Raw genomic sequence first — 26,948 nt, forward strand, 5'->3', positions numbered from 1 at the left:
CAACAAAGCCTTAGCTGTGAGCAACTTTAATCCTGGTGAGATTTTGGTTGTTCCCAGTACTAGTGCTGATTACGTTGATATCATTCGCCACGCTGGCGGCATCATTACTGAAGATCCGAGCCATACAGGTCATGCAGCAGTGCTTGGTCTGCGTCTTGGTATTCCAGTTTTAGTGGGCGTAACCAATGCTACCGGCATTATTCGCGACGGCACCATCATCACAGTGGATGCCAAACGAGGTGTGGTGAACTCAGGTGCCACTAATCTTCATCCCCGAGAGATGATGACCATGGCATATTAGATGTCTCATACGAAATCCTGACTGATCGTGCCCGAAGTAGCTGTTACACAAAACCGTGTAACAGCTACCCCTATGTTTGACTCAATTAGGATTATCTATGCATTGTCCCAGTTGACATAGGGAAGATTGGCAGCTGTTGCCTTAATTTGCACTGCTTGATTTAACAGTTGACCGCACGCGTCCCAAGTGCCGTTGATAAACATTTGACGGTTACCTTCTTTGATAGCAACTGACTCCCTAAAGTTGTCCCCAGCGACAGTCTGATTTTCCAAATCGAGAGAAAATTCCTTGTCAGGAGACTCTGCGATGAGTGCTTGCAGGCTGGCAACAACTTCAGGGGTAGCTGTAGCGCAGGGCATACCGATCGCAACACAATTGCCTAGAAAAATTTCTGCAAAACTTTCACCAATAATCGCTTTGATGCCCCAGCGCATAATAGATTGAGGTGCATGCTCACGGGACGAACCACAGCCAAAGTTACTATTTACTACCAAAATTTTGGCGTTTTGATACTGAGATTGATCAAATGAATGGGTGCCGTTACCCTGGACGCGATCATCGGCAAAAACGTTCTCTCCTAATCCGTCGAACGTCACACAGCGAAGAAAGCGAGCCGGGATAATCCGATCGGTATCAATGTCATTTCCGAGGAGAGGAATACCGCGACCGGTGACCGACATGATTTGAGACATTGTCTGAACCATAGAGAAACTATCCTGGTGTGCTGATGGGCCATATTCAAACCAAGAGCCGCAAGGCTCAATAAGCCAGGTGGTTAACCTTGGATGTGTTTAAGGCACTACTGTGTAATACGTTACTAGTCCACCATGGTAACGTGATGTCAAACGTTCTCTCGTTAATTCTGCGACTATATGGTCATGGAAATGTGGTGCTACCCAGTGATGAGCAATGGCAAGACTTAGCATCCAAATTTCCCAGCATAGTGGGAACCCGGCAGATCATCATAATTGATGTCCACCGGGTTCAAATCTCATGCGGCTATGGCATGCCCCTGTATGACTACCAAGGACAACGCCCCACATTGTCTGCTTGGGCTGAGAAAAAAGGTCCTGATGGTTTGCTCAGTATCAGGTCGAAAAAGGGAGTGTGAGCATTGATGGTCTTGTCACGCCCATTGGTCAACTCAACACTTAAAATCCGAGTTGGCTGCGAGCAGAGGCATAATTTGTACCTTTGAACTCCCACTCAACCTAGATTTTGAGGCTTGGGTTGATGCCCCCTTTTTTAAGTCCGATAGAGAAACTCAAGATCGACATGATCAGGCGTATTGGCAGCATCGTAATAGGGACGATTGGTCAGCCAGACTGACTGGTATGGTTTTAGCTTGTAAACCCCATGTAGATCATCAAAGCTTTCGCCGCTAATGAGATCCATCCAACTATCAGTATTTACTAAGTTGAGTTCGTTCAGATGCAGAGTATGGGGTTGGTTGCTGAGATTATGAATCGAAAAAATGCTCTGATCGCGAGCTAGGCTCTGACGCCAGAAGGCAAAAAGAGCTGGATTGTCTGGATGCAAAGTGTATTGAGTTGCATTTGGATGAAATGCCTTCTGCTGACGACGAATTTGAATAAGACGTGATAGCTCTGCTAATACAGTTGCTTGGGGAGATTCAGGATTTTCAAGAAGAGTATCTAACCGCTGTTTATCCCAGCAGTGACGGTTGATCGAGCGATTGTGACCAGTGGCTTCCATGCCTTCGATGTCGTTAGGTGTGGCCAACAAACTATGGATATAGAACGCAGGAATTCCCTCTAGGGACATCATGACTGTTTGGGAGCAGATAAAACGCTCAATCTGCCATTGATCTGGCCCTTGAGCCGTCCCTTGCAGTGCATCAAATAGAGAAATATTGATCTCATAGGGAGATTCACTACCATCGGCTTTACTGCGCATACTAATTTGCGCACCAAAGCTTCGCATGGTGTTTATGAGTGTTTGAAATTCTCCATCCTCTAACAGTCCTTCAGTAGGCCGCAGACCAATACCATCATGGGATGCGGTGAAGTTGAAGTAAGCGCAGCCAATGGGAGCTGGAGGCATACTCATCATCCATGTTTTGAGGTGATCTGCACGACCCTGCATCAACGCATTCAGCAGCAGCGGTGGCAAGCTGAAGTTGTAAATCATATGGGCTTCGTTGCGGTCCCCAAAATAGCTGAGGTTTTCGCGATTAGGGACATTAGTTTCGGTAATCAGGGCAATCCCTGGATCTACCATTTGTAAAATTTCGCGAAATGTTTGAATTAAAGCGTGGGTCTCAGGCAAATGAATGCAACAAGTGCCTGGGGATTTCCATAGGAAGCCAACCGCATCTAAGCGAATATAACGGGCCCCATGACGGGCATAGGCCAGAATAATATCGATAAATTCTAAAAAGACATCTGGATTGCTGTAGTCTAAATCGACTTGATCAGCGCTAAAGGTCGTCCATACATGTTGGACTCCTTTGATGGTTTCCACTGGAGTTAACACGGGGCTGCTGCGTGGCCGCACGACATCAGCAGTGGGAGTATCTTTTGGCAGATTAATAAAGTAGTTGCGACCTGGTAACTGATCCTGTTTGAACTGTTCAAACCAGTCGCTTTTGCTAGAGACGTGATTAGCAACCAAATCAAACATGAGATTAAAGTTGCGTCCAATGGCTTCAACGTCGGCCCAATTACCCAGACGAGGATTAACCTCCAAAAAGTCTATGACAGCAAAGCCATCATCAGAGCTATAGGGAAAAAAGGGCAGAATATGAACCCCTGTCACGGTGTCGGCCAAATGAGTATTGAGAAACTGGTTTAGTGTTTGTAGAGGGGATGCATCCTCGCTGCAAATACTATCACCGTAGGTAATGAGTAGAATTTTATCCTGATCCCATTTACCTAAATCCTCCTGGGAGTGTGACTTAAGCTCCTCCTGGATCATGTCGTAGAGCCGAGGGAGCAGACTATCGATTTGTTTCTCGGCATAGACCCTCTTTAGAAGGGGATAAACCTTAGCTGTAAAGCGTTCGAAGGATATTGCAGCTTTAGACGTTGTCAGCATGAATAAAGTCTGATGTGTATTGCGTTGGCAGGCACCAAAGGTGCAGAAAAGCGGATGCAGTCAAATAAACTTAAGGCCCAAGGTAAAAAACCTTGATCCCGCAATTTTTCAAATATTCCTGATGAGTGAATGTCTAGCGAGTTTTTGAATAACTAGATCAATTAAGGTCTATTTGGGACAGCTTAACCCAGGTGGTTGGATAATTCACCACCTAAAAGAATTGCCTAATATTGGATACCAGTAGAATTCAATAATTGATCTGTGGGATTTGTTCTTATGAGTAACTAGGTTATCACTGGTTTTTTCGAAAGGTTTGGATGTCAGTACAAATATCGGGGATGCTTCATATCTTTAAATAAACTCTGAAGCCTATCTAAAATGTGGAATTGTGAGGATACTCAGAAAAAATAAAAAAGGTATCTGGTAGATTGCCAGATACCCGTGTGTGATTTAAGGGCCTGTGATGTAATCAAGACATAGCTAAAACCCTTGGTTGGTTCATGAATTATCATCCTGATGGCTCAGAGCAAGTTTAAGTTCACTAATGGTGTGTGAATTAAATTTCGCCAAAACTTATGAAAGCATGCTCAACGGCAAAATTAGATAGCGTTGATGAATTGTCAGCCATCCTTCTTTGCGAAAATCTCTGAGCAAGCGTGTTACCGTAACACGCGTGGTACCAATTGTGGTTGCTAGTTGGTGATGCGTGAGACGAATTGTCAGCCTTACACCTTGAGGTTCGACCTGGCCAAACTCCTGGGCTAGCATAATCAAAAGCTGACGCAATCGATCGGCTACCAGACGCTTACCAGATAGGGCAAGCCATGCTTCTGATTGCTGAAGACGTCGTGATAGGTGAGTAAATAATCCTGCCATCAGGGTGGGTGAATTTTCTAGCTCTGCCATAGATAGGGGCAAAACATCAACTGGTGTTAACGCTGTTGCCCAGTAAGGACTAACGCCCGTTAAGCTCAGACCAAAGGGCATGGAAGGACCTGCTAATCCCAGCAATGTTTCACTGCCATCTGGATGAATTGTGTGGAGTTGGACAATACCTCGGCAAATCACATAGATTTCACTACGTCTGAGGGGAATGCTATGCGCTGCTGTAAATTGTGTAAGATTTCTCTCGTGGTAAAGCTGCTCTAGTAGAGCAATATAGTGATCTGATGTGCGACTTCTTTGGGTGAGCTGTGAGACTGACATAGAAAGAACTAGGCCCCTGTGAATGCTTTATGAGCAATCGTTTGTGTAAGTATCGACAGCAGAGATGTATTTTAGCCAACGGCAACGTCTGAATAACTCTGCTAAATATGAAACTAGTACTGCTGCTTTTCTCAATAACCCTTCAGTATGGAAAAGTAGGTGGATAAATTGTCAAATCGCCAAGGTTAATCCTTGATTTGGCAGCATTAGTTAAATTTGTTTAGTCGATAATACCGACATGATTAAAGCAAAAACTTAACGTGAGGTAATCAAAAGGTTAAGAAAAGCGAAACCTTTTGGTGGCAGGTGTTTATGCTTGAGCAGAGAAAATCTACAGTTTTGCTGTTCAGGGAGTTCTTTTAGGACGTGAGAAGCCTCTTAGAGTAGGCTGCGCACATCACTCACTTGGCCATTGATAGCGGCTAGAGCCACCATCGCCGGACTCATTAATAATGTTCTTCCTGAGGCAGAGCCCTGCCGACCTTTGAAGTTTCGGTTTGAAGAGGATGCGCTGATTTGACGTCCCTGTAGTTTGTCGGGGTTCATGGCTAAACACATAGAACAGCCAGGCTCTCGCCATTCAAAGCCAGCCTCGACAAAGATTTTATCTAATCCCTCGGCTTCGGCTTGCTGTTTGACTTGCTCAGAACCTGAAACGACAAAGGCTTGGATGCCTGAGGCAACATGACGCCCTTTGGCTACCTTGGCGGCTTCTCGTAAATCGCTCAGGCGACCGTTGGTGCAGCTACCAATGAAGCAAACATCGATAGGGGTGCCCAACATGGGCTGACCAGGGCCCATGTCCATATAGGTATAGGCTTCTTGGATTAAGGCTTGTTCTTCTGAGGAGAATGATGCCAAGTTAGGAATGGTTTCATCTACACCAATGGCCTGATCAGGACTAATGCCCCAGGTGACTGTGGGGGCAATGTCTTGGGCGTCAAATACGATGACATCATCGTAATCGGCATCGGTATCGCTGCGTAGGCTTTCCCACCAAACAACGGCTTTTTCAAATGCGTCACCTTGGGGGGCAAATTCTCGTCCCTTGAGATAGTCGTAGGTAATCTGGTCAGGATTGACATAGCCACAACGAGCCCCACCCTCAATGGACATGTTGCACAGGGTCATGCGCTCTTCCATCGACATGGCCTCGATGGCGCTGCCAGCATACTCATAGGCATAGCCCGCGCCACCCTTTGCGCCCAAGGTGCGGATAATGTGCAAAATAACGTCTTTGGCATAGACTCCAGGTGCCAGGGTGCCATTGACTTCTATGCGTCGGACTTTGAGCTTGTCGAGGGAGAGTGTTTGGGAGGCAAGCACATCCCGTACCTGACTGGTGCCAATGCCAAAGGCAATCGCTCCAAATGCTCCATGGGTAGATGTGTGGCTATCACCGCAGGCGATGGTCATACCAGGCTGGGTGAGACCTTGTTCAGGGGCGATGACATGGACAATGCCCTGGTGACCAGACCCTACATTAAAAAAGCGAATATCGTTAGTCTTAGTGTTGCTTTCGAGGGCAACGATCATTTCCTCTGCCAGGCTATCGGCAAATGGACGGGCTTGGCTGTCGGTGGGCACGATGTGATCGACGGTGGCGACGGTGCGTTCTGGAAACATCACCGTGAGGTTGCGATCGCGCAGCATAGCAAAGGCCTGAGGACTGGTGACCTCGTGGATCAGATGTAGGCCAATAAAAAGCTGGGTCTGACCAGAAAGCAGTGTTGTAACCGTATGCAGATCCCAAACTTTGTCGAATAATGTGCCCTTACTCATGCGCTGTCTCTATCTAACAAAAATCGCTAGGCTTTCCATTCTAGCCTTAGAGGCTCACATTAAATGTCTGGTGGACAATCTATCAAAGGTATGAAAGGCCAGCTGCTGACGACAAACGGTCAGCGAACATGTTTCAATAAAAAGATACAGGACTTTATTTGTTTTTATAGAAAGGAGTGTTAGTGATGACCGCAGCACTAGTTTATTTAGTGATTTTGTTTGGCACTGCTGCCGCTGGCATGGGCATGTACTACGGTCTCAAAGCTGCAAAGCTCATCTAAGCTCATCCAAAACCAAGGATTGATCAGGAATTAGAAAATTTGCCGCCGGAGAGACATGATTTGCGTATGACATTGTCTGCATATCCAAAGGCCAAATCTTGATGACTACTGTTTCTTAAATTTTTGATATTTCAAACATTTGAAAATAGCTGTGGGTAACTGGACATAATGGTCTGCGCCCGCAGTTTTTTTATTGGTTTTTCCAGGCTGGGGTTGCCAGAATACTGATGCCTCCTATAAGAAACCAGCTAAGTACATTAATGCGAGCATCGAAGAGGGTGACGTCGAACAGACTAAACAGAATACAGCCAGTGAACCCAAGGATATAACTGAGTAACGTTGGGTCGAGGTGACTCACTAGCCGACGGAGACCCGCAAGATAGGTTCGGCCAATCACCCAGCAAAAGAGCACCATAGTGGGAATACCGGTATCACAGGCTAGATATAGCCAAAGGTTGTGGGGATGAAAAAGACGTTCGTGATCGGTCACACTAAAGGGGACATACTGATGACTAAAACCCCCTAAACCCCAGCCCAATAAGGGTCGCTGGCGAATGAGATCGATGGCAATTTGCCAGGCTTTAACCCGGGGGTCGTCGGTAAAGAGAGCAAGACTGAGATGCCGACCACCAAATCCTAAAACGAGTAATCCTGTGCCAATTGCGCTCAGAATCACGATACCCAGCAACCATACCCAGCGATGGCGTCGAACTAGATAACCGGCAATCAATAGCAGAATAACGGCGGCTATGAGGCCATTGCGAGAGCTGGTGCAAAAGATGCCTATACCAGCCAGGACCACAGCGATGCTTAAAGTCGTTGTCATCAATGGTGAGGGTGCTGAAGCTCTCGTATCAGCAGATGGCTGTGCAGTAGTCCCACACATTTGCCCGACCAGCAACCCTAGGCCCAGTCCCAACACAATGGTGAGATAATTGCTCAAAATGTTGGGGTGGCTCAGGTTGGCATGGGCACGATGCCCGGTGAAACTGACATCGAACACCCACTGAAAGATTGACCAGTCGCCAACGTGAGCTGTGATACCTGGAAATCTGACAATGTATTCAACCAAGGCCAAAATGCTGAAGGGTAAAGAGCCCAGGACGATGGCTTGGGCCACCATCGTCAATGTGGGCCTTGGCGGTTGAAAACGTTGGGCGGTCGAAAGTACGCCAATCAGAAGGAAATAGGGTAGAAAATTAGCGAGTTGTAACCAGGCGTCGCCAGCATTGGCGGCAAAGCAAGCGCTGAGTAGTAACCCTGCTGTCAGCAGTCCATACCCCTGCTGCCACAGTACCTGACTAATGGCCTGAAATCTTTGGCAAAGTGCCCCTACCATGAGGCCAACTAAGATAACCAAGCTGAGATAGCTGGCAAACGGCAGAATTACCAGGGCTGCTAGCCACAGCCAAATATGCCAGGACCCGCCTAAAAAACTGCCATTGGTAGATTGGACTGAATTAATACGCACCGTCCCCCACAATTACTACCCAAATAGTTCGAATTAGGATGTAGATATCTAGCCAGACCGACCAGTTGCGAACATAATAGGCGTCAAGATTCACTCGTTCTTGGTAGGTGATGTTATTGCGTCCTGAGACCTGCCACAGACCCGTCAAGCCAGGCAACACCTGGGTATAGAGTTGGAATTTTTCCTTATACAGTTTTACTTCGTCATGGACAATGGGACGGGGACCGACAAGACTCATCTCTCCTCGCAGAACGTTCCAGAGCTGGGGGAGTTCATCGAGGCTGGTTCGTCGTAACCATCGCCCTAGGCGCGTAATCCGTGGGTCGTATTTGAGCTTGCGGTCTTTGCTCCAGTGGGTTTGTAGCTCAGGTTGGCTTTGTAGATAGTCCTTGAGCACCCGCTCGGCATTGGGGACCATGGTGCGAAATTTCCAGGCTTTAAATGGACGACCGTTGCGACCAATGCGGGTCTGTCGGTAGAGAATAGGCCCGGGTGAATCAATGCGAATGGCCAGAGCAATTAAGACAATTAAGGGAAAAGACACCAGGCCGACAATTAAGGTCAGGCATTGATCTAGAAGGCTTTTAGTGAGTTTTGGACCAGGGAGTAAGAGTTGTTGTTGAGACTCTAGACCCAACACACCCCCGAGATCACGGGCAGCAACCCACAGGCTAGCCATGCCAAACAGGTCAGGAATAATTAGGAGATGGGGAAAGGCACGACCGTAGTGTTGAGCAACATACAGTAACCGATCTCGATGGACCCCTGGCATGGCCATGATGGCGTAGGGAATCTGGTCACGACCAGCCAATACTGGAGCCTGAGCTAAGTTACCAATCACGGGAACGCCTTCAAGATAGCCGTGTTTGTTGACGTCATCATCGAGTACAGCTACGGGCTTGAGGCCTAGGGCCGGTTGGCGATGTAAGGTACGAATGACTAGGGCCCCTGTTTTGCCTGCCCCGAGTACCAATACTGGATAACCCCACCAAGAGCGTTTTGCGACCAAGGCCCTGAGGCCATAGCGACCCAGTAGCGGCAGAATAATCGACAGACCCCAGGCCATCAGAAATGCGGCACGGGAGTAAAGCTCTAAGTCTCGGAAAAGAAAGACGGCAGACCCCAGGGTGAGATAAAGCAGTGTGGTGGTTAGGGCTAAGCGGCGAAGTTCCTCCACTGGCCCGATACCTTGACCTGGGTATAACCCTGCTAACCCATAGCCCAGTAAAAACAGACCCAGGAACGGCCATAACTCCCAATATAAGGAAGGTTCATATTGGCCGTTGAACCATAGACGGACGTAGACGCTAATAATGCCAGCTAAGCTTAAACATAAGGCATCACACGTGATCAGAGCGGTCACCATGTAGCCGGGGTGGGCATGCACTTTGAGGGGTGCGATCGCAGGTTTAGTCGGCTGAGAAAGAGTCATGTGCACACGATGCCGAGGTCGCTAACCTCACTACTCTAAGGGATGACTTTGAAGAAAACTTGTATAGGTTTGCTCAACACAGTCACGAAACTGACTTCGAAAGCATTCGATCGAGAACTTCTCTGCCTGGTGTCGCAGATTATCCCTGTTTAATTCATACATACCCATTTCAAAGGATTTTACGGCCTGGACCAGACTGTCAACTGTCTGGTCCGGAAACAAGATGCCGGTTTGGCCATGTATTACTGTTTCAGCCACACCACCTCGACCGAAGGCAATCACTGGTGCTCCGGCTGCTTGAGCCTCCACAGGGGTAATGCCGAAGTCTTCCTCTGCTGGAAAAATAAATCCTTTGCATCGTTGCATATAATCTGCCACGGCGCTATCAGGCTGCTGTCCTAACAAGCGAATGTTCGAGCCAGCCATCGCCTTAATTCTTGACCAATCTGAACCATCACCAATAACCACTAAGGGCAGTCCTAGTTGGTTAAAGGCTGCCACTGTTAAATCGACCCGTTTATAAGGCACAAACCGGGACACCGTTAAATAAAAATTTTCACGGGGATGTTGCCACTCGAATCGGGATATATCCACGGGGGGGTAAATCACCGTCGCTGGTCGCCGGTAGGCTCGCCATACGCGCTGCTTAATAAAATGAGAATTGGCCACAAATCGATCAACACGGTTGGCACTAGTGGTGTCCCACAATCGCAAATAGTGCAAAATCAAGCGCGTCAGAGCCCCCTTCAACCCTCGTTCTAACCCGGCCTGTTGCAAGTATTGATGTTGCAAATCCCAAGCGTAGCGAATAGGAGTATGAACATAGCTGATATGCAATTGATGGGGGGCTGTTAATACCCCTTTTGCCACAGCATGGTTACTGGAAATCACCACGTCATAGTCGGATAAATCAAATTGCTCCACAGCCAGTGGCATCAGGGGCAGATATTGCCGAAAGGCTCGTTTAGACAGCGGTAGCTGCTGAATAAATGACGTTGTGACTGAACGATGTCCAATAAAATCACGCTGTTCTGGCGGCAAAAAATCCACCAGGCTAAATAGATCGGCGTCTGGATAGAGTTGCAGAATTTGTTCCACAACCTTTTCAGAGCCTGCATGGCTAGCCAGCCACTCATGCACAACGGCAACACGCATATCAAACCTGACGACACAAATCGTCCTAAGATTCTAGAGCAGAGCCTCTTAACATCAGACCCTTAAAACATAACTACCGTGAGCCAAATCAAAATCCCTATCCTTGACTTAAAACCTCAGTACCAGGCGATTAAGGATGAAATTCAAACGGCTATCAACCAGGTCTTGGATTCAGGACAGTTTATTTTGGGGCCAACGGTAAAAGCGTTTGAAGCGGATGCAGCCGCTTACCTGGGCGTCAAACACGCCATTGGTGTGAACTCTGGCACCGATGCCTTGGTCATTGGTTTGCGAGCTTTGGGGGTTGGGCCAGGGGACGAGGTGATTACGACACCATTTACCTTTTTTGCTACGGCAGAATCCATCAGTATGGTGGGGGCAAAACCGGTATTTGTCGATATCTGTGCCGATACGTTCAACATTGACCCCAATTTGATTGAGGCGGCGATTACTCCGCAAACCAAGGCCATTGTACCGGTGCATTTGTACGGCAACCCAGCCGCCATGGGACAAATTCTGGAGATTGCCACCCAGCATAATTTGAAGGTGATTGAAGACTGTGCCCAGGCTTTTGGTGCTGTTTATAAAGGAGATTGCAGGGGCTGTGGTTGTCAGGAATCAAGTCGCGATGGCCTACTGGGTAAATATGTCGGAACCCTGGGCCATGTGGGGGCGTTTTCGTTTTTTCCAACCAAAAATCTTGGGGCCTATGGCGATGGTGGTTTGATTACTACGAACGACGATGACATTGCTGAAGTGGCCCAGATGCTGCGGATGCACGGGTCTAAGCAACGCTATTGCAACTTGATGTTGGGCTATAACTCACGGCTTGACGCTATGCAGGCAGCTATTTTAGGGGTTAAGCTGCGCCATATTGATAGCTGGAATGCAAAGCGTCGTTGGGTGGCAGAAACCTACAGCAGATTGCTGGCTGATGTAGATGGGGTAGTGCCTCCGGCGTTTTCAGCAGGCCATGTATTTCATCAGTACACGATTCGACTGCTGGGTGGGCAGCGCGATCGCATCAAACAAGCCTTGGCAGAGGCAGGCATTGGTGCAATGATTTACTACCCTATTCCCCAAGATAAATTGCCTATATATGCTGGTGAGTATCCTGACTATCCCGTGAGCGATCAGCTAGCTCAAGAAGTGCTGAGTTTGCCCATGTGGCCAGAGCTCAGTTTGGATCAGCTAAAATATGTCGCGACAACTTTGAAACAGGCACTGTCCCATTAGAATCCAAATATTATAGGGGTTAACTTTTTGATAGATTAATGCGGTAATCGACTAGGAAAGAAGAGGCTGCGACCATAGTTCTGTGACAATAGTAGTAGGGCCAATCAAAACATCTCTAAAAGTTCTAAAGCGTCTTCTATGGCGGTTGACAGTCAGTTTAAAACGACTGTTTCCCCTGACTCAAGCCCAGTGGACCAAGCTAGGTTTACTAAAAACCTTAGTCCAACGCGACCTCGATACTCGATATAAGGGTTCTGTATTAGGGAACCTATGGGCATTGGTCAGACAAATATCACAGTTACTGATATACACATATGTCTTCTCAGTAGTACTGAATGTTAAGCTCAGTGCTCAAGGCTTGCCAGGTGGTAATGCCAATTTCACCTTTGGGTTATGGCTATTTGCTGGTCTGATTCCCTGGATTACCTTTACAAACGGCTTAACCCAGGCGATGACCTCTGTGCTGCGGCAAAAAAATCTGGTAACTAAGGTTGTTTTCCCGTTGGAGCTGTTGCCGTTAGTACCTGTCTTGACAGCTTTTGTAGAAAGTATGTTTGGACTAATGGCACTGATTACATTTGTATCTATTACCAGCCAAACTCTCCATGCCACTCTGCTGCTGCTGCCTATTATATGGTTGCCTCAGCTATTGCTCACCGTAGGATTGGCCTATTTGACGTCAGCCCTCACTGTTTTTTTGCGAGATATACCACAGCTTTTAGGCATCGTGCTCAATCTGTGGTTCTATGCAACGCCAGTTTTATATCCGGCAGATTTAATTCCCAATCCAATTCGCACACTAGTATTTTGGTTCAATCCTTTAGCTGCGATCGCTGAAATGTACCGTGACATCGTGTTGGTTGGTGAGATTAGACATTGGCAAGTATGGTCAGTAGCAACGGTCGTTTCAGGATGTCTGTGTTTATTGGGCTATCTGACTTATCAAAAACTTAGACCATCATTTGCAGACGTGCTATGAAGCATTTTTTTCATTTCTATGGCTGACAATATCTCAATTTCTCTAGAAAATGTTTCGAAGGTCTTTAAGCGCTACCAACGACCGGCTGATCGGCTGAAAGAAATTCTCCTGCCAGGGAAAACCTACGCAAAAGAGTTTTGGGCATTGCGAGATATTTCGTTAGAAATTCTAAGAGGCGAAACATGGGGCATCATAGGTCGTAATGGCGCAGGCAAAAGCACGCTGCTAAAAATCATTGCCGGGACATTGCAGCCAACCTCCGGCATAGTTCAAGTGAATGGACGAGTATCTGCACTTTTAGAATTAGGGAGTGGCTTTAATCCTGAATTTACAGGGCGACAGAATGTGTTTTTTAACGGTCGTTTGTTGGGATTGAGTCAGGTAGAGATTGAGGAGCGATTTGAAGAAATTGCTGCCTTTGCAGATATTGGAAATTTTATTGATCAACCAGTTAAAACATACTCTAGTGGGATGTTTGTCAGACTAGCATTTGCAGTAGCGATAAATGTTAATCCTGATGTACTCATCATAGACGAAGCTTTAGCTGTTGGAGATGGTATTTTTGTTCATAAATGCATCGGTAAAGTCAAGAGTTTTCAAGACTCTGGAGGCACTATTCTATTCGTTTCCCATGATACTGGGAGTGTAAATCGATTATGTTCAAACTGTGTTTGGCTTAAAGATGGACACGTTGCTGAAATAGGTTTACCTGTCAATGTCAGCAAATCATACCAGGCATGGACCTATGAGCAAATAAATACGGAGTTAGAAAAGAATCAACTGAACTCAAAGCATATAAAGCAGCCTTCAAACGAGTCTAAAAGAATTGACAAGTTAGATGGCAAAGAAATACATAAAGACATAGATTTAGACCATAAGCAAAGTGCCTCTACATCACCTGTCTTGAATTCATATACACAAAAAGAATATATGAGTTTCCCAGCTAGTGATCGATGTGGCACAGGACGATGTGAGATTACTCAAATTCGTCTTCTTGGGAAAGGAGGGAGTGAAACCAACTTTTTCATGCCTGGCGATAAGTTTTCCATCATTATCGAGTGTGTGGCTCATGACAGGGTGGAAAGTCCTATCGTTGGAGTGCAAATGTTTGACAGGCTAAGAGCTCCTATGATTGGCTGGAATACTGCTCAGTATGGCTGCAAGCTTAATCCATTACATATAGGTGAAACTGTAAGGGTTTCATTTACTATGAATTGGCCACATATTAAAAGTGATAATTATGCCCTAGAGCCTGCTGTTGCAGATGGCGATCAAGAAAATCATGAAATGCTAGATTGGTTGTTCACTCCACTTACATTTAGGTCTGGCGAAAAAGGTTTAACATTTGGTTTTCTAAGAATGGAAGATGTTAATGTAATATGCAAATTAAATTCTGAAAAACCAATTGTCAGGAAGTAGGCTTCTAATATTATCTTTTCAGCTTTTTGATAAAAGAAACTAGTTTTAGAGTTCTTTGAAAAGTGAATTTCTAATACTGATTAGAGATAGTTTAAAGACTATGCTTCCGATCTTAACTATGGGTATTTCTTCATGTTGTTGCTGCGGTTCAGATAGATTTAAAGATAATAAGGTTCTATGGAAAAAGTTGATTGATGATTGGCAACTAGCTCAGTACGAAATCGATTATATTAACCAGCAGCAGGGTCTTTGCTGCTTAGAATGTGGTGCTAATATTCGATCTATTGCACTGGCTGCTTCACTGATGAAACTCCTTGGTTTTCAGGGATTGCTGAAGGATTTCATACAAGACGATTCATTTCATAAATTGCAAATTCTAGAGATAAACAAGGCTGGAACTCTAACATCATGGCTTTTACAATTGCCTGGTCATAGACTCATTGAATATCCGGAGTATGACATGATGAATCTGCCCTTTAGATCTTCTTCTTTTGATATTGTTATTCATTCAGACACGTTAGAACATGTAGAACATCCCATTAGAGGTCTGTCAGAGTGTAGAAGAGTTCTACAAAAAGGAACTGGCTATTGTATCTTTACCGTCCCTCTTATTGTTGATAGGCTGACAAGGACAAGATATGGCTTGCCGCCAAGTTATCATGGTGTCGAATCAAACTTACAAAATGATCACTTAGTATTTACAGAATATGGTGCTGATGCGTGGGTACAGGTTATTAAGGCTGGCTTTAGTGAATGCAGAATAATTTCTCATGACTTCCCTGCATCTAATGTCCTGGTAGGAGTTGCATAATCTGAGGAAATTGTATGGAATTTACTGGAGAAAGATACATCCCAAGTGAGGATGGTGTAATCAAGTACGAGCATCTACACAGATATGCAATAGCTAAAGATTTTTGTAAAGATAGAACTGTTTTAGATATAGCTTCGGGAGAAGGATATGGCTCAGCTATGCTGTCGAATATAGCTGAATCAGTTTTTGGAGTAGATATAGATCCTGAGTCCATAGCTCATGCTCAAAAGGAGTATGCTCATAAAGAAAACTTAAAGTTTCTACTTGGTTCCTGCGATAAGATTCCTCTTGATGATAATTCAGTGGAAGTTGTTGTTTCATTTGAAACTATTGAACATCATGATAAGCATGAGGAAATGCTGGCTGAAATTAGTAGAGTACTTACTAATGATGGCATTCTTATTCTCTCCTCGCCCAATAAATTAACCTATTCTGATGAGCCTAATTACCAAAATCCCTATCATGTCAAAGAGCTTTATTACGAGGAACTAAGGGCACTTATTGACAAGCATTTTAATTATATTTCTACCTATGGCCAAAAAATGGGGGTTTCCTCATTCATTACTTCTTTAGAATCTGCTGCTGATTCTTCTGATTTATTAGCTTCCTTTACAAGTCAATCTAAAGAATTAATTCGAAAAAAAATATCAATTCCCTCACCACTTTATTTTTTGGTTATCTGTTCCAACAGTCACTTTGAACCCCTGAAATCATCTTTATATAGAGACGAAGATGATTTGTATATGAGAACTAGAGCTCAAATAATGTCATTAAGCGATACATGTCGTGAAATTTCTATAACTGCTCGAAATTTAAACGCTGAACTCAAGCGGACACAGACACAATCTAATGAGAGCCAGCTGAAATTACAAGACACTCAATCTAAGTTACAAGACACTCAATCTAAGTTACAAGACACTCAATCTAAGTTACAAGACACTCAATCTAAGTTACAAGATACTCAATTTAAGTTACAAGACACTCAATCTAAGTTACAAGACACTCAGAAACAACTAGAGAGAAACTTTTTTTTCATAGTAAAAATGACTAATAAAAAATTGCTCAAGAAGATCCGTCGTATTTTTAGATAGCTTACTTATGATGTATGAATTTATTTTTATCAAATTTTGAGATATTGAGTGATGTGCTGGCTTATCTTGCCAGCAAGTTAACTCCTCCTGACGTTAGAATTTTTTGCATGCGGAACGAGATACTCCAGGTATTCTTTGCACCTTTGTGAGTTTCTCATATCTTTTTGATGAGCTATCTTCCTCATTGTGTTGGAGAGATTTGACAAGGTTTGACTTGATGTATAAAGAATTTAATTCTCAGCAATTAAAAAGTTTAAACTGTGCTGGTTTTGTGCGTAATTCTGAATTCTAAAGGGCATGAATCTAGATGAGGATAACCAAGTTTTTACATGTCTTTCAGCGATTATCTTATTACTTCTTTGATGGGCTGGTGGATAATACTTCTTAACTCTTCGGGGGTAACTATGTTCCTTAAGCAAAAGATTTGAAACTAATTCTTATTCGTTAAATCATTCAAATGATTTAAGCTTAATTCATACAAGATTAGCATGTCCCTAGATTAGAAACAGTCCCCTTGGGAAAATTCCTTATGGAACAACCAAAGCTTATTGCTTTTTATTTACCTCAGTATCATCCTATCCCTGAAAATGATGAATGGTGGGGAAAAGGGTTTACTGAATGGACTAATGTAACCAAGGCAGTGCCCCAATTTGTGGGACACAAGCAACCTTGTTTACCTGCCGATTTAGGCTTCTATGATCTGCGCCTACCAGATATCAGGCAACAACAGGCCAAGCTGGCAAAAGAATATGGGATACATGGTTTTTGCTATTACTTTTATTGGTTCAATGGTCGTCGCGTTTTAGAAAGGCCACTGAATGATGTCCTTGAGTCTGGAGATCCTGATTTTCCTTTCTGTATTTGTTGGGCAAATGAAAATTGGACACGTCGTTGGGATGGTCTAGAAAAAGAGATTCTACTTGAGCAAAACCATATTCTTTCTGAAGATAATCGTTTTATCTTTGATGCTATTCCAATACTTCAAGATCCGCGCTACATAAGAGTTGATGGTAAGCCTGTGCTGTTGGTTTATCGTCCTGAACTACTAGAAAATCCTGTAGAGACCGCAAAATTCTGGCGTAACAAATGTTTAGAGGCTGGATTACCTGGTTTACATCTATGCGCGGTTGAATTTAGAGTGTTTGATCCAAGAACCGTTGGCTTTGATGCGCTGGTAGAGTTTCCGCCCCATCAATTTCCCAAGAAGAATATTACCGATAGTGTTGTTAAATTAAACCATGATTTTTCAGGTACTGTGCTTGATTATTACTGGGGCGTTCAGGAAACAATCAAGCGTTTAAGGCCCTCCTTTAAATTTTACAGAGGGGTAATGCCGTCTTGGGATAATACGGCTCGTCGGAGTGAGCGAGGCACGATTTTTCAGCATGCGACTCCTGAGATTTATCGGCAATGGCTGCGCCATGTTATTCAGGACACCGCTCAATGTGCCAAGGAGGACCAAGGCTTTGTTTTTATTAATGCCTGGAATGAATGGGCTGAGGGGGCATTTCTTGAACCTAGTCAAAAATCTGGAAGGGCATGGTTGGAAGCAACACAGCAAGCCAAAAATTTTACAGACTACCCAACAGACCTGATCGATCAGATGGCTCACCAGTCATACCTTCTATCTCGGCAGTCAATGCCCTCCTTGCCTGAGTCATTGGAGCCAGGTCGTCTGGTACATCAAACAACCGGTCAGCTTACACAAGCATTACGTCAGTTTACAAAGCTCAAATCTAAACTTTCTAGGGTTAAAGAGAGTTTAACTACCCGAGGTACACAGGCAACCGTGTCCTTAATTGTGGATCGTCTACAGCGCAAATTCCAAGATCAAACTCAAGTAGCACTTCCACAAGTTGCTTGGAGCCAAGACCATCACCAAAATGGCATTAACTATTCAAGTGCTAGGGCTATCCTCTTTGTTTCTCACGATGCTGCTCTGGCTGGTGCACAGCTAGCTATATTAGAAAACCTAAAGCACTTTACTCGTTTCAAAGAAATTGACTGTTACCTTCTACTCTGTCGAGGTGGCCGATTAGAGTCAAAGTTCAAAAAAATTGTCAAAACTTTTAATCTTGAAAATTTGACGACTACAGGACTCTCACGACAAGCCGCAATTAATCTTGTTGTTCAAGATATCCAGGCAAGATCACCGCTCATGGCTTTTTGCAATACGGTGGTAACTGCAGATGTTGTAGAAGCTTGCGATCGCGCCCAAATACCGGTCATGTCCTGTATTTATGAATTGCCTGCTTCAATTGAGGCGTATGTTGGCCAAAAACAGTTTTTCAAAATTATTGAGTTTGCCAGACGCATTATTGTGGCATCAGATTATGTACAGCAAGAACTAGTTGATTTTTATAATCTTGAACCCAGTAAGCTAACTTCCATTCATGCAGGTATTCGACAGCAAAGAAATATCTATAACAACAGATTAGAGGCTAGAAAGGCAATTCTAAGAGAATTCAACTTTGCTGAAGATACCTTTTTAGTACTCGGATGTGGATCTATTCATCCTCGTAAAGGTACCGATATCTTTGTTCAGGTTGCCCAACAGGTTATGCGTTATCCAGACACAGGCCATGTCAAGTTTATTTGGATAGGTGCTGATCAACAAGGCCCTCTGGTGCGTCAATGGTGTGAACATGACCTTCGGATTGGAGACCTTACAGAAACTGTACTCTTTATTGGCGAACGGCCAGAAGAAAAATTAGATCCCTATTTTGCAGCAGCAGATGCATTCTTGTTGACATCCCGTGAAGATCCCTTCCCCCTTGTTAACCTGACTGCGATGTCCCATGGGTTACCTGTTATTGCCTTTGCAGAAGCGGGCGGTGCTCCAGAAGCGCTATTTCCAGAAGCTGGAGTTGTTGTTCCTTACATTGATTCAGGTGCTATGGCTAAGGAGCTTATGAACTTGCTACATCATCCTGAGGTACGTCATCAAATTAGTAACGCTGCTATGAAAAAATCACAAGCCCAATACCAGTGGTCTCGATATATTCAGGATCTTGTGGCTGTAATGAATACTGATTTTGATTGTGGTATCACCACGGTTCCCAAATGTTCAGAAGAACAGCAGCAGCAGGCTCTTTAGGTCATCAGTATCTCTGATCCAACGCAGCCTAAATCTGTCGGATAGAGAACATTAATAAGGTTTCTCAATCAGGCTTCATCGTGATTACCCGCTATGCCAAAAGTTTCTGTCATTGTTCCTAACTATAATCATGCCGCCTATCTACCGAAACGGTTGGAGTCAATCTATCAACAAACATTTCAGGATTTTGAAGTAGTTATTCTAGATGATTGCTCTAAAGATAATAGTCGAGAGATTATCAACGCTTATCGAGAGCGGCCCAACACTCATATTCTTTTTAACGCTAAAAATACAGGCTCACCCTTTGCCCAGTGGCGTAAAGGATTAGCTCAGGTCAAAGGTGAATTTATCTGGATTGCTGAATCAGACGATTATGCAGACCCTGAATTTTTGGAGCAGTTAGTCCCTATTCTCGAAGCAAACCCTTCTGTAGGTTTAGTTTATAGTCGTTCGTGGTTAGTTAATTCAACGAACAAAGTTCTTGGCGATTCCACTGTTTGGACTAATGACTTGGATCCTGAACGATGGCAGCACAATTATGTTAATAGTGGCAAAGCTGAAATTGAACAGTTTTTGCTTCAGAAGAATTGTATTCCCAACGCTAGTGCGGTTCTATTACGAGAATCCGTTGTCCGTCGTGTGTCATTACCAGATACTAACTATCGTCTATGTGGTGACTGGCTGTACTGGATGCGCATATTAGCACAGTCGGATATTGCTTTTGTTGCCAATCCGCTTAACTATTGGCGGCAAGATAGCTCAAATGCCAGGGTGCCCAATGCTGGTACTCTGGAATGGCTTGAAGGGCAAAAGGTATTAGGTTACGGCCTAGATGTAATCAGTGCAGATGAGCTGACACGGGTTCAAACACTGTTTACTTTTTTGCAGCGTTGTTGGGAATGGCAAAGAGCCTATATAGAAAACATATCTGAGTCAAAGACCCACGACAACAATCTCACTGGTCTCAATCTGGATAGCCTAAAGCATCGACTAGTTAAGCTTTGGGGGCGATAATGTTTCATATCTCTTAGAGAGCTGGTCTGACTTATGCTAGCCACAATGCTATTTTCCAAGCTGTTTCAATTATTGTAATTTTTTCCCTTTGTGATCTCTTTTAGGAACTACGTTTATCCTCAGGTTCTGAATGGGCTAGTACTGAATGGCCTCAAGTGTGCTGTTTTAGGTGGAGGTGGGTTTATCGGAACCAACCTCTGTCAGGCGTTGGTAACCGCAGGAGCCAACGTGAAAGCTTTTGGCCGTTCTGCTAATTTCCCTGACGCCTTAGCGGGAGTGGATTGGACGACAGGGGATTTTCAAGACGTTTCCGCACTCGCCAAACTGATTCAGGGTTGTGAAATAGTTTTTCATTTGATCAGCAACACTTCACCTGCTACTTCGAATCAAGACCCAGCTTTAGATCTAACGGTTAATACTCTTGGTAGCTTAAACCTGTTGAATCTGTGCAGGTACTCTGACACTGTCCGAAAAGTTATTTTTATCTCTTCTGGTGGTACTGTTTATGGGATTCCTAAATGTCTACCAATTTCTGAGACTGCTCCGACAGACCCTATCTGTGCTTATGGTATCTCTAAACTAGCGATTGAGAAGTATCTGGCATTATACAATCACCTTTATGGTTTAGATTATTTGATTTTGCGAGTGAGTAATCCCTATGGCCAATTTCAAACTTCAAGAAAAAATCAGGGAGTGGTTTCTGCCTTTCTAGCTAAGGCTATCAAAGGGGAATCTTTAGAAATTTGGGGAGATGGTAACGTTGTGCGTGACTATATCTTTGTTGATGATGTTGTTACGGCATTAATTAAGGCAATTGACTACAGCGGTGAGCAACGTATTTTTAACATTGGTAGTGGTGTCGGGAAGAGTATTAATCAAATTATTGATGATATAGTACTCCTGTTAGGTAGACCTTTATCAAGAAGCTATCAGTCAGGACGAAAGGTAGATGTCCCTGCTAATGTTTTAGATATTACCCTTGCCCAAAAGTTAATGAGTTTTCAACCTGCGATAGATTGGATGGCAGGGTTACAAAAAACGCTGTATTGGCTTGAATGTGTGAAACATTAAAATCTGTAAAAAAGATATGGGCAAATCATTATGTTTCTTAGGTAGTTAAGGTGCTTTTTCAGGATTAAAGTTTCTTTTGTTAAGGTAATTGGTCAAACCTCATTTAATTTGTAAATAGTATGTAGGTGGTTGACGTCGTTCGTCAGTTAACCTTGGTTGACAAATCATGATTGTGCAACATATATTTTAGACCTTAGTAAGTTATTTGAATGTACTTATGGGTCTCTGGAACATTTTCAGAAGGGAAAAAACTACATCTGAATTGTCGCCTAGCGAACTATCAAATAATCAATGGTTTAATCTAATTTGCTCAAGCCTCGAGAAACAAAACTTAGTCATCAGAGGTAATCCTCTTCCATCTTTTCCAAGTAGCGACTATCAAGAAAGGACAACAGGTATATCAGGTAAAGCAACTCTTGAGGAGGCCTTTAAGTTTTACTGTGATTGTGCACAAAACTTTAATGGGATGAATAACGCTTTATCTGAACAAAGCGTGGTACTTGACTTTGGTGTTGGTTGGGGAAGAATAGCTAGATTTTTCCTTAAAGAAACACCACTCAATAATATTTACGGTTTAGATGTAGAGGCAGAGTCCATTCAAATTTGTAAAGAATGTTTTGGCACAAATAACTTCTTTGTTTGTTCTGCTTATCCACCAACTCAATTAGCAGAGTCCACATTTACACATATTGTTGGATATTCTGTCTTTTCACATTTGTCCGAGGAGGCATGTCGACTCTGGATGGAAGAGTTTCATCGCTTGCTAAAGCCTAATGGTTCATTAGCTTTAACCACTCGGGGCAATCCGTTTTTTAGATACTGTGAGAGTTTAAAGGGACGAACTGATCTTGATAGTTATTCAAGCGGCTTAAGTACTCTTTTTGAAGATTTTGAGGCTGCTAAGTCTGCTTATAATCGAGGCGAATTTGTGCACTCAAATAAAAAAGAAGTATCTGGTGGTGGAGCGATGACATCAGAATTTTATGGAGAAACGTTTATACCTGAAGCATACGCTAGAGACGCCTACAAGCAGTTATTTGAACTACATAACTTTGACACAACCAAATTTCATCCAACTATGTTTTTCAAAAAGAAATGAATTTGATCTAACGTCTATATCTAATTACGGAAGATAAATATGAATCAGATACAACTCAATAAATGTCGATTATACGTCTATCGGGTTTTGTCTGATTCTTTTAGTAGATGAATAATTAATTCCATTTGAATAGCTATTACATTCTTAAGTTCTTCAATCTGAAGCCTTAATTCTCCATTATCTAATGGTTCTTGAGCGTAAGCATTTAAACCAAATATCTCATCAACCGATAGATTATTAAAATATTTAGTCTTGAGCAATTCATTGTCACTTCTAAAGTGTTCTACTACGCGTCTTCTTAAAGACATAGATAAGATACTTTTGCCATTTCTAAGCAATAAATCTTTTTCACCAATAAAATTTGTGAGGAGATTTTTGACTGAGTAATCGTGATGTCCGTTATATAAGTGAGGTATGCGATACAAAATATCGCACAGATATGGATTTAACCCTACATTTGTACGGATATCGGTCACTAACGATTCAGGAATACTCAAATTTATTCGTTGACAAAAATCAGAAATTAAATTTTTACCTATTAATACTTCTCGATTAATGGGAAACACTTGTAAGGAACTAGGTCCATAACACTCTTCTAGAAAACTTACGATTTTTAGATAGTTAGGTGAATGATTTTGAAGAGACTCATTAACATAGCTTTCTAAGCTTTCCCCTACTTTGTGATACCACTGTTCCCAGCTAGATACTAAATAGTCATCTTGCCTTCTGATATAAAAACAGACCGTTCTTTCTTGAAAGTATTTTGCAAATACAGCATGAATTTCCCGAGCTGAGGCAAATGACCATTCGTGTCCTAAAACTTCGGATGATATTAGTATAGCCTTACATTGGACCTTTTTTGCTTGCGATAATACTTGTTTTATGCGTTTCTCAAAGACACTGATCTTACGAGAAGTTATCAAATCTTGAAAATAAGGATTGGGAGCAGAAAAATTGAAAGACTTAACATTACGTTCAAAGGAAAAATTAAAATTTGAATCTGGAAGGTATATACCAGTTTTTTCTAAATATTGAAGATTAGAGTAGAGAAATGCTTGAATTGAAGAAGTTCCACATTTTCCATACCCAGGATGAATAATTAGCTGCATAAATTTGACTGATTTTAAGGTAAAGCATTTTTGATGACATTATTTGCATGGCTAATAATGTTAGTTTAATTTATATTCTAGAAATTAAACGTTTTCCAAAATTGAGGCCAGGTTTCTCAATATATCTAAAGGTTAACATTGACAAGGGAGTCAATATTGCTAGTGTGATCAACATACAAATAGATAGCTTCACGAGTTGTGAATCAAGATTTAGGGCGTAGATCCTTTTATAGGTAGGAATCAAAGCATAAATTAGAAAAGGGTGAAGCAAATACAGGCTGTAACTGATTTTTCCATAAAAGCAGGTGAATTTATTCACAATTAATCGATGGCTATTTAGGAATAAGAAATTAATTAGAATGCCGAAATTAATTGCCCAAATATAGGTGTAGATCCTTACTATTGCTCCTGGAAGTGCATTGAATAGAGGCTGAGAATGAACCAAAATTATGGAAAGTCCAATAAATAAAATAAATAATCCGAAACTGAACTTTTCTATGTTTCCTTTGCTTGATTCTTTGAGTTTAGAGATCTTTTTTTGTATCCAAAAAACAATCATCCCACAAATGAATATTGGAAACCTCGATAGAAAAAACATATATGTATAACTGTTTGGTGAGTTTGGCAGTGTCAATATAATATGAACAGATATGATGGCTATGCCGAGAGTAAAGAGAAATAAAATGAATAGTCTTTTGAAATTATTAATTGCAGAGTATAAAAAGGGAAATATCAAATAGAAAAGTATTTCTACTCCAATAGTCCAGCCTGCCCAAACAATGCTTGTATGATACTCAGGAAAAAAATTAAAGATGAAAGTCACATTGGATAAAAATTCTAGAAAGCTTGTTTGTTTGGACCAAATTAATAATCGAATTACCATCCAAAAAGCTAACATTACATAAAATAGTGGAGCAATTCTGAAAAATCTTCTAATATAGAACTTTAAAGTTTTTTTGTCTTCAAATTTTCTATTTTCTGCAGACAAGCATAATGTATAAGCACTTATAACAAAGAAAAGAGTAACACCTAGACCAAAATGAGTTTTTATTACATTCAAAAAAACAGGAATCTCTAGGTTGGGTTGAGGTATTGCCACTAAGTGAAATAAAACAATCGCTAATGAAGCTAACCCTTTTAGTGCATAGATAAAAGTTAGCTTTTTGCTAACATTAGATGGATTTTGAGAGCTAATAGAACTTGCTTTTAAGTTGTTAATTGACATACTGAATGATGATTTTTGTTTCTTTAGAAGTTAATGCAAGACATTTAGAACGAGTTAATAGCGCAATGAAAGTGCTCTGATTTTTATCTATGGGTCTATAGAAAAAGGATTTCTTTGTCTTTTTATTGTATATCAACTGTTTGCTCTGTATATAGAGTCTATTTTTTATGCTTTTTAGCTAAAAGACTCAACTTTAGTAGGTTGGCGTCGGTGAGGTTTCAAGATGTACGTGCGTCACTATACTGTTCAAATGCAGAGTTGCGCAGCGTTATATTGGTTTGTTGACATAAAGTCTTATGGCATGGTGGCAAATAATCAAATCTTCTCTTGCTTGGATTGCTGAAACTTTTGCTGTTGAGTTTCAGTTGCTAAGAATCGCTGTAACTTCACCAAAGTATCAAAATATACTCTGCAAAGAGCATGATCTTGATACACAGCAGATCATCAGCGATGAAAACGCTCCTCAAATTTTGATTGCTGTTATATTACGTGTCTTCAGTAATACTGAGCCAGGTTTGCTAAGGAAATCAATACATTCACTTTTAGCTCAACATCATGTTCGTTGGAAATTGTTGATTTTGACTAGCATTAATGATTTTTATCGCTTTTCTTCAACGCTAGATTGCTACGTAAAAGAAGACTTTCGTATTAACGTTGTTCGTTGTGAGACAGATGATGATGACTACAACATTGCTTTAAGGAATGTAAAAGAAGATTTTTTTGTTCTTGTCGAACCAGGAGATGAGCTATCTAATAGGGCCCTTTATGAGGTTGCAAGGTATATTCAGCAATATCCAGATACCGATTTTATTTATACTGACGAGGATAAAATTACGCTGGAAGGCAAAAGAAAAACCCCCTTTTTTAAGCCTGACTGGTCTCCAGACTATTACCAAGCTTGTATGTATGCCTGTCATCTTGGGGCTTATCGTACCAGTCTTGTCCAGGAGATTGGGGGATTTTGTAGCCAATATGGGAGGGCCCAAGCATGGGAACTGGTGCTGCGTCTAGCTGAGAAGAACAGTCGCATTTGCCATATTCCTAAAGTCCTTTATCATAAGCGACGCTTGCCTAATACTAAAGCTTCAAGGAGTCAGCTTGACTGTCATAATCAAACTTTAAAATCTGCCCACAACGCTTTGCAGGCCTTCATAGACCGTAGTCCTTATCCTGGCATTGCAGAGCCTTTACCGAACAAGTCTGGTTTCTTTCGAGTCCGTCGCCATATTCAAGGCAATCCACTGATTAGTATTATTATCCCTAGTGCTGCTACTCGATTAAAAATCAAAGGGAAATCCATATGTTTGCTAGAGCAATGTATTGCCAGCATTCTTTGCCTTAGTACCTATGAAAATTATGAAATTGTTCTGGTAGACGGCTACGATATTCCAGAGGCCACACTACAAGCCGTTAGGGGACCTAAGCTCACTCTCGTGCGTTGTAACCAGCCATTCAACTTTTCCCAGCGTATGAACCTGGGGGCACAAGCTGCCAAGGGTGATATTCTGTTGATGCTCAATGATGACACAGAAGTGATCACGCCTGGTTGGATAGAGGCGATGTTAGAACTAGCCCAACAAAAGGAGATTGGAGCTGTTGGAGCCAAACTGTTTTATCCCAATGGTCGTTTACAACATGCAGGTGTCCTCATTTTGGCTGGTAATCCAAGCCACGCATTTCACAATACCCCAGGCAAATACGACGGTTACTATTGCTCTAATATCGTCCATCGCAATTATCTTGGAGTCACCGGAGCCTGCATGATGATCCGTCGGAGTGTCTTTAATGACCTCCAAGGATTTGACGAAAGTTTTCCGCTAAACTACAACGACGTTGACCTATGTCTGCGCGTCCATCAAGCCGGTTACCGCAATGTTTTTACCCCCTATGCTGAACTCATTCACTATGAATCTATCAGTAGAGGCAGTGGGCTCAAACCAGGGGAGTTAGAACGTCTTCATGCAAAATTTGCAAATAGCGGATACATGGTGGATGATCCTTACTACAACCCCAACTTATCTGTCAAAAAACCGTTCTTTCAACTAGCATGGCCCAGCGAGCGACGGAGACGGCGCAAAACATTAGCTAGCAAACACAATTTTAGTCAATAGA

At 42.7% G+C, this 26,948-nt stretch carries 22 protein-coding genes; 13 read left to right on the forward strand and 9 right to left on the reverse strand.

Features of this window, described 5'->3' with window-relative positions:
* The coding region (locus DXZ20_RS37180; RefSeq protein ID WP_250565572.1) for a PEP-utilizing enzyme at positions 1-301 on the forward strand (301 nt) is incomplete at its 5' end.
* Between the two features lie 95 nt (positions 302-396).
* Here the strand turns inward: DXZ20_RS37180 and leuD are convergent.
* Positions 397-993: a 3-isopropylmalate dehydratase small subunit gene (leuD, locus tag DXZ20_RS02655; protein ID WP_163696580.1), complete on the reverse strand. Its 597-nt coding sequence runs from the start codon at positions 991-993 to the stop codon at positions 397-399.
* 146 nt (positions 994-1,139) lie between these two features.
* Between leuD and DXZ20_RS02660 the strand changes: the two genes are divergently transcribed.
* Positions 1,140-1,412, forward strand: coding sequence for a hypothetical protein (locus tag DXZ20_RS02660; protein WP_250565573.1), 273 nt, complete (start codon positions 1,140-1,142; stop codon positions 1,410-1,412).
* Positions 1,413-1,546: 134 nt separating this feature from the next.
* Here the strand turns inward: DXZ20_RS02660 and DXZ20_RS02665 are convergent, their stop codons facing one another.
* From DXZ20_RS02665 to leuC, 3 genes are all read right to left on the reverse strand, one after another.
* A complete protein-coding gene (locus tag DXZ20_RS02665) occupies positions 1,547-3,358 on the reverse strand; it encodes an alpha-amylase family glycosyl hydrolase (RefSeq protein WP_163662376.1) in 1,812 nt (603 codons plus the stop codon).
* 573 nt (positions 3,359-3,931) lie between these two features.
* Complete coding sequence (locus tag DXZ20_RS02670) at positions 3,932-4,564, reverse strand: Crp/Fnr family transcriptional regulator (RefSeq protein ID WP_163662374.1); 633 nt, start codon at positions 4,562-4,564, stop codon at positions 3,932-3,934.
* 378 nt (positions 4,565-4,942) lie between these two features.
* A complete protein-coding gene (leuC, locus tag DXZ20_RS02675; protein ID WP_163696262.1) occupies positions 4,943-6,346 on the reverse strand; it encodes a 3-isopropylmalate dehydratase large subunit in 1,404 nt (467 codons plus the stop codon).
* A gap of 185 nt (positions 6,347-6,531) precedes the next feature.
* Between leuC and petL the strand changes: the two genes are divergently transcribed.
* Positions 6,532-6,627, forward strand: coding sequence for a cytochrome b6-f complex subunit PetL (petL, locus tag DXZ20_RS02680; RefSeq protein ID WP_163662370.1), 96 nt, complete (start codon positions 6,532-6,534; stop codon positions 6,625-6,627).
* Positions 6,628-6,817: 190 nt separating this feature from the next.
* Here the strand turns inward: petL and DXZ20_RS38420 are convergent, their stop codons facing one another.
* From DXZ20_RS38420 to DXZ20_RS02695, 3 genes are read right to left on the reverse strand one after another with little or no spacing between them, the layout of a single operon-like run.
* On the reverse strand, positions 6,818-8,098 hold the full coding sequence (locus DXZ20_RS38420; protein ID WP_163696264.1) for an O-antigen ligase family protein: 1,281 nt from the start codon (positions 8,096-8,098) through the stop codon (positions 6,818-6,820).
* Positions 8,088-9,530, reverse strand: coding sequence for an undecaprenyl-phosphate galactose phosphotransferase WbaP (gene wbaP / locus DXZ20_RS02690; protein ID WP_163696266.1), 1,443 nt, complete (start codon positions 9,528-9,530; stop codon positions 8,088-8,090). The genes DXZ20_RS38420 and wbaP overlap by 11 nt, the downstream gene beginning before the upstream one ends.
* Positions 9,531-9,560: 30 nt before the next feature.
* Entirely contained in the window at positions 9,561-10,685 is a 1,125-nt protein-coding gene (locus tag DXZ20_RS02695; RefSeq protein ID WP_163696268.1) for a glycosyltransferase family 4 protein, read from the reverse strand.
* A 78-nt stretch (positions 10,686-10,763) separates the two neighbouring features.
* Between DXZ20_RS02695 and DXZ20_RS02700 the strand changes: the two genes are divergently transcribed.
* The 9 genes from DXZ20_RS02700 to DXZ20_RS02740 all read left to right on the forward strand — a co-directional run bounded on the left by DXZ20_RS02700 (position 10,764) and on the right by DXZ20_RS02740 (position 22,502).
* Positions 10,764-11,921 (forward strand): DegT/DnrJ/EryC1/StrS family aminotransferase, encoded by a 1,158-nt coding sequence (locus DXZ20_RS02700; RefSeq protein ID WP_348918534.1) that lies wholly within the window; start codon positions 10,764-10,766, stop codon positions 11,919-11,921.
* 145 nt (positions 11,922-12,066) lie between these two features.
* Entirely contained in the window at positions 12,067-12,900 is an 834-nt protein-coding gene (locus tag DXZ20_RS02705; RefSeq protein ID WP_163696584.1) for an ABC transporter permease, read from the forward strand.
* 18 nt (positions 12,901-12,918) lie between these two features.
* The gene (locus DXZ20_RS02710) at positions 12,919-14,319 is read left to right on the forward strand and encodes an ABC transporter ATP-binding protein (RefSeq protein WP_163662362.1); all 1,401 of its coding nucleotides are present in this window, start codon (positions 12,919-12,921) and stop codon (positions 14,317-14,319) included.
* A 118-nt stretch (positions 14,320-14,437) separates the two neighbouring features.
* Positions 14,438-15,130 (forward strand): class I SAM-dependent methyltransferase, encoded by a 693-nt coding sequence (locus DXZ20_RS02715; protein WP_163671578.1) that lies wholly within the window; start codon positions 14,438-14,440, stop codon positions 15,128-15,130.
* Between the two features lie 14 nt (positions 15,131-15,144).
* A complete protein-coding gene (locus DXZ20_RS02720; RefSeq protein ID WP_163696270.1) occupies positions 15,145-16,221 on the forward strand; it encodes a methyltransferase domain-containing protein in 1,077 nt (358 codons plus the stop codon).
* Positions 16,222-16,750: 529 nt separating this feature from the next.
* The gene (locus DXZ20_RS02725) at positions 16,751-19,318 is read left to right on the forward strand and encodes a glycoside hydrolase family 99-like domain-containing protein (protein ID WP_163696272.1); all 2,568 of its coding nucleotides are present in this window, start codon (positions 16,751-16,753) and stop codon (positions 19,316-19,318) included.
* 93 nt (positions 19,319-19,411) lie between these two features.
* Positions 19,412-20,332, forward strand: coding sequence for a glycosyltransferase family 2 protein (locus DXZ20_RS02730; protein WP_163696274.1), 921 nt, complete (start codon positions 19,412-19,414; stop codon positions 20,330-20,332).
* 90 nt (positions 20,333-20,422) lie between these two features.
* Positions 20,423-21,403 carry an NAD-dependent epimerase/dehydratase family protein gene (locus DXZ20_RS02735; RefSeq protein ID WP_431732017.1) on the forward strand — a complete coding sequence of 327 codons (981 nt, stop codon included), beginning with the start codon at positions 20,423-20,425 and terminating at the stop codon, positions 21,401-21,403.
* Positions 21,404-21,620: 217 nt separating this feature from the next.
* Positions 21,621-22,502 (forward strand): class I SAM-dependent methyltransferase, encoded by an 882-nt coding sequence (locus DXZ20_RS02740; RefSeq protein WP_163662354.1) that lies wholly within the window; start codon positions 21,621-21,623, stop codon positions 22,500-22,502.
* 77 nt (positions 22,503-22,579) lie between these two features.
* Here the strand turns inward: DXZ20_RS02740 and DXZ20_RS02745 are convergent, their stop codons facing one another.
* A complete protein-coding gene (locus DXZ20_RS02745) occupies positions 22,580-23,611 on the reverse strand; it encodes a hypothetical protein (protein WP_163662352.1) in 1,032 nt (343 codons plus the stop codon).
* Between the two features lie 70 nt (positions 23,612-23,681).
* Positions 23,682-24,836 (reverse strand): acyltransferase family protein, encoded by a 1,155-nt coding sequence (locus DXZ20_RS02750; protein ID WP_163662350.1) that lies wholly within the window; start codon positions 24,834-24,836, stop codon positions 23,682-23,684.
* Positions 24,837-25,414: 578 nt separating this feature from the next.
* Between DXZ20_RS02750 and DXZ20_RS02755 the strand changes: the two genes are divergently transcribed.
* Entirely contained in the window at positions 25,415-26,947 is a 1,533-nt protein-coding gene (locus DXZ20_RS02755) for a glycosyltransferase family 2 protein (RefSeq protein ID WP_163696277.1), read from the forward strand.
* Position 26,948 lies beyond the last annotated feature (1 nt).

It is taken from the genome of Adonisia turfae CCMR0081 (assembly GCF_011009555.1).
Lineage (GTDB): Bacteria > Cyanobacteriota > Cyanobacteriia > Phormidesmidales > Phormidesmidaceae > Leptothoe > Leptothoe turfae.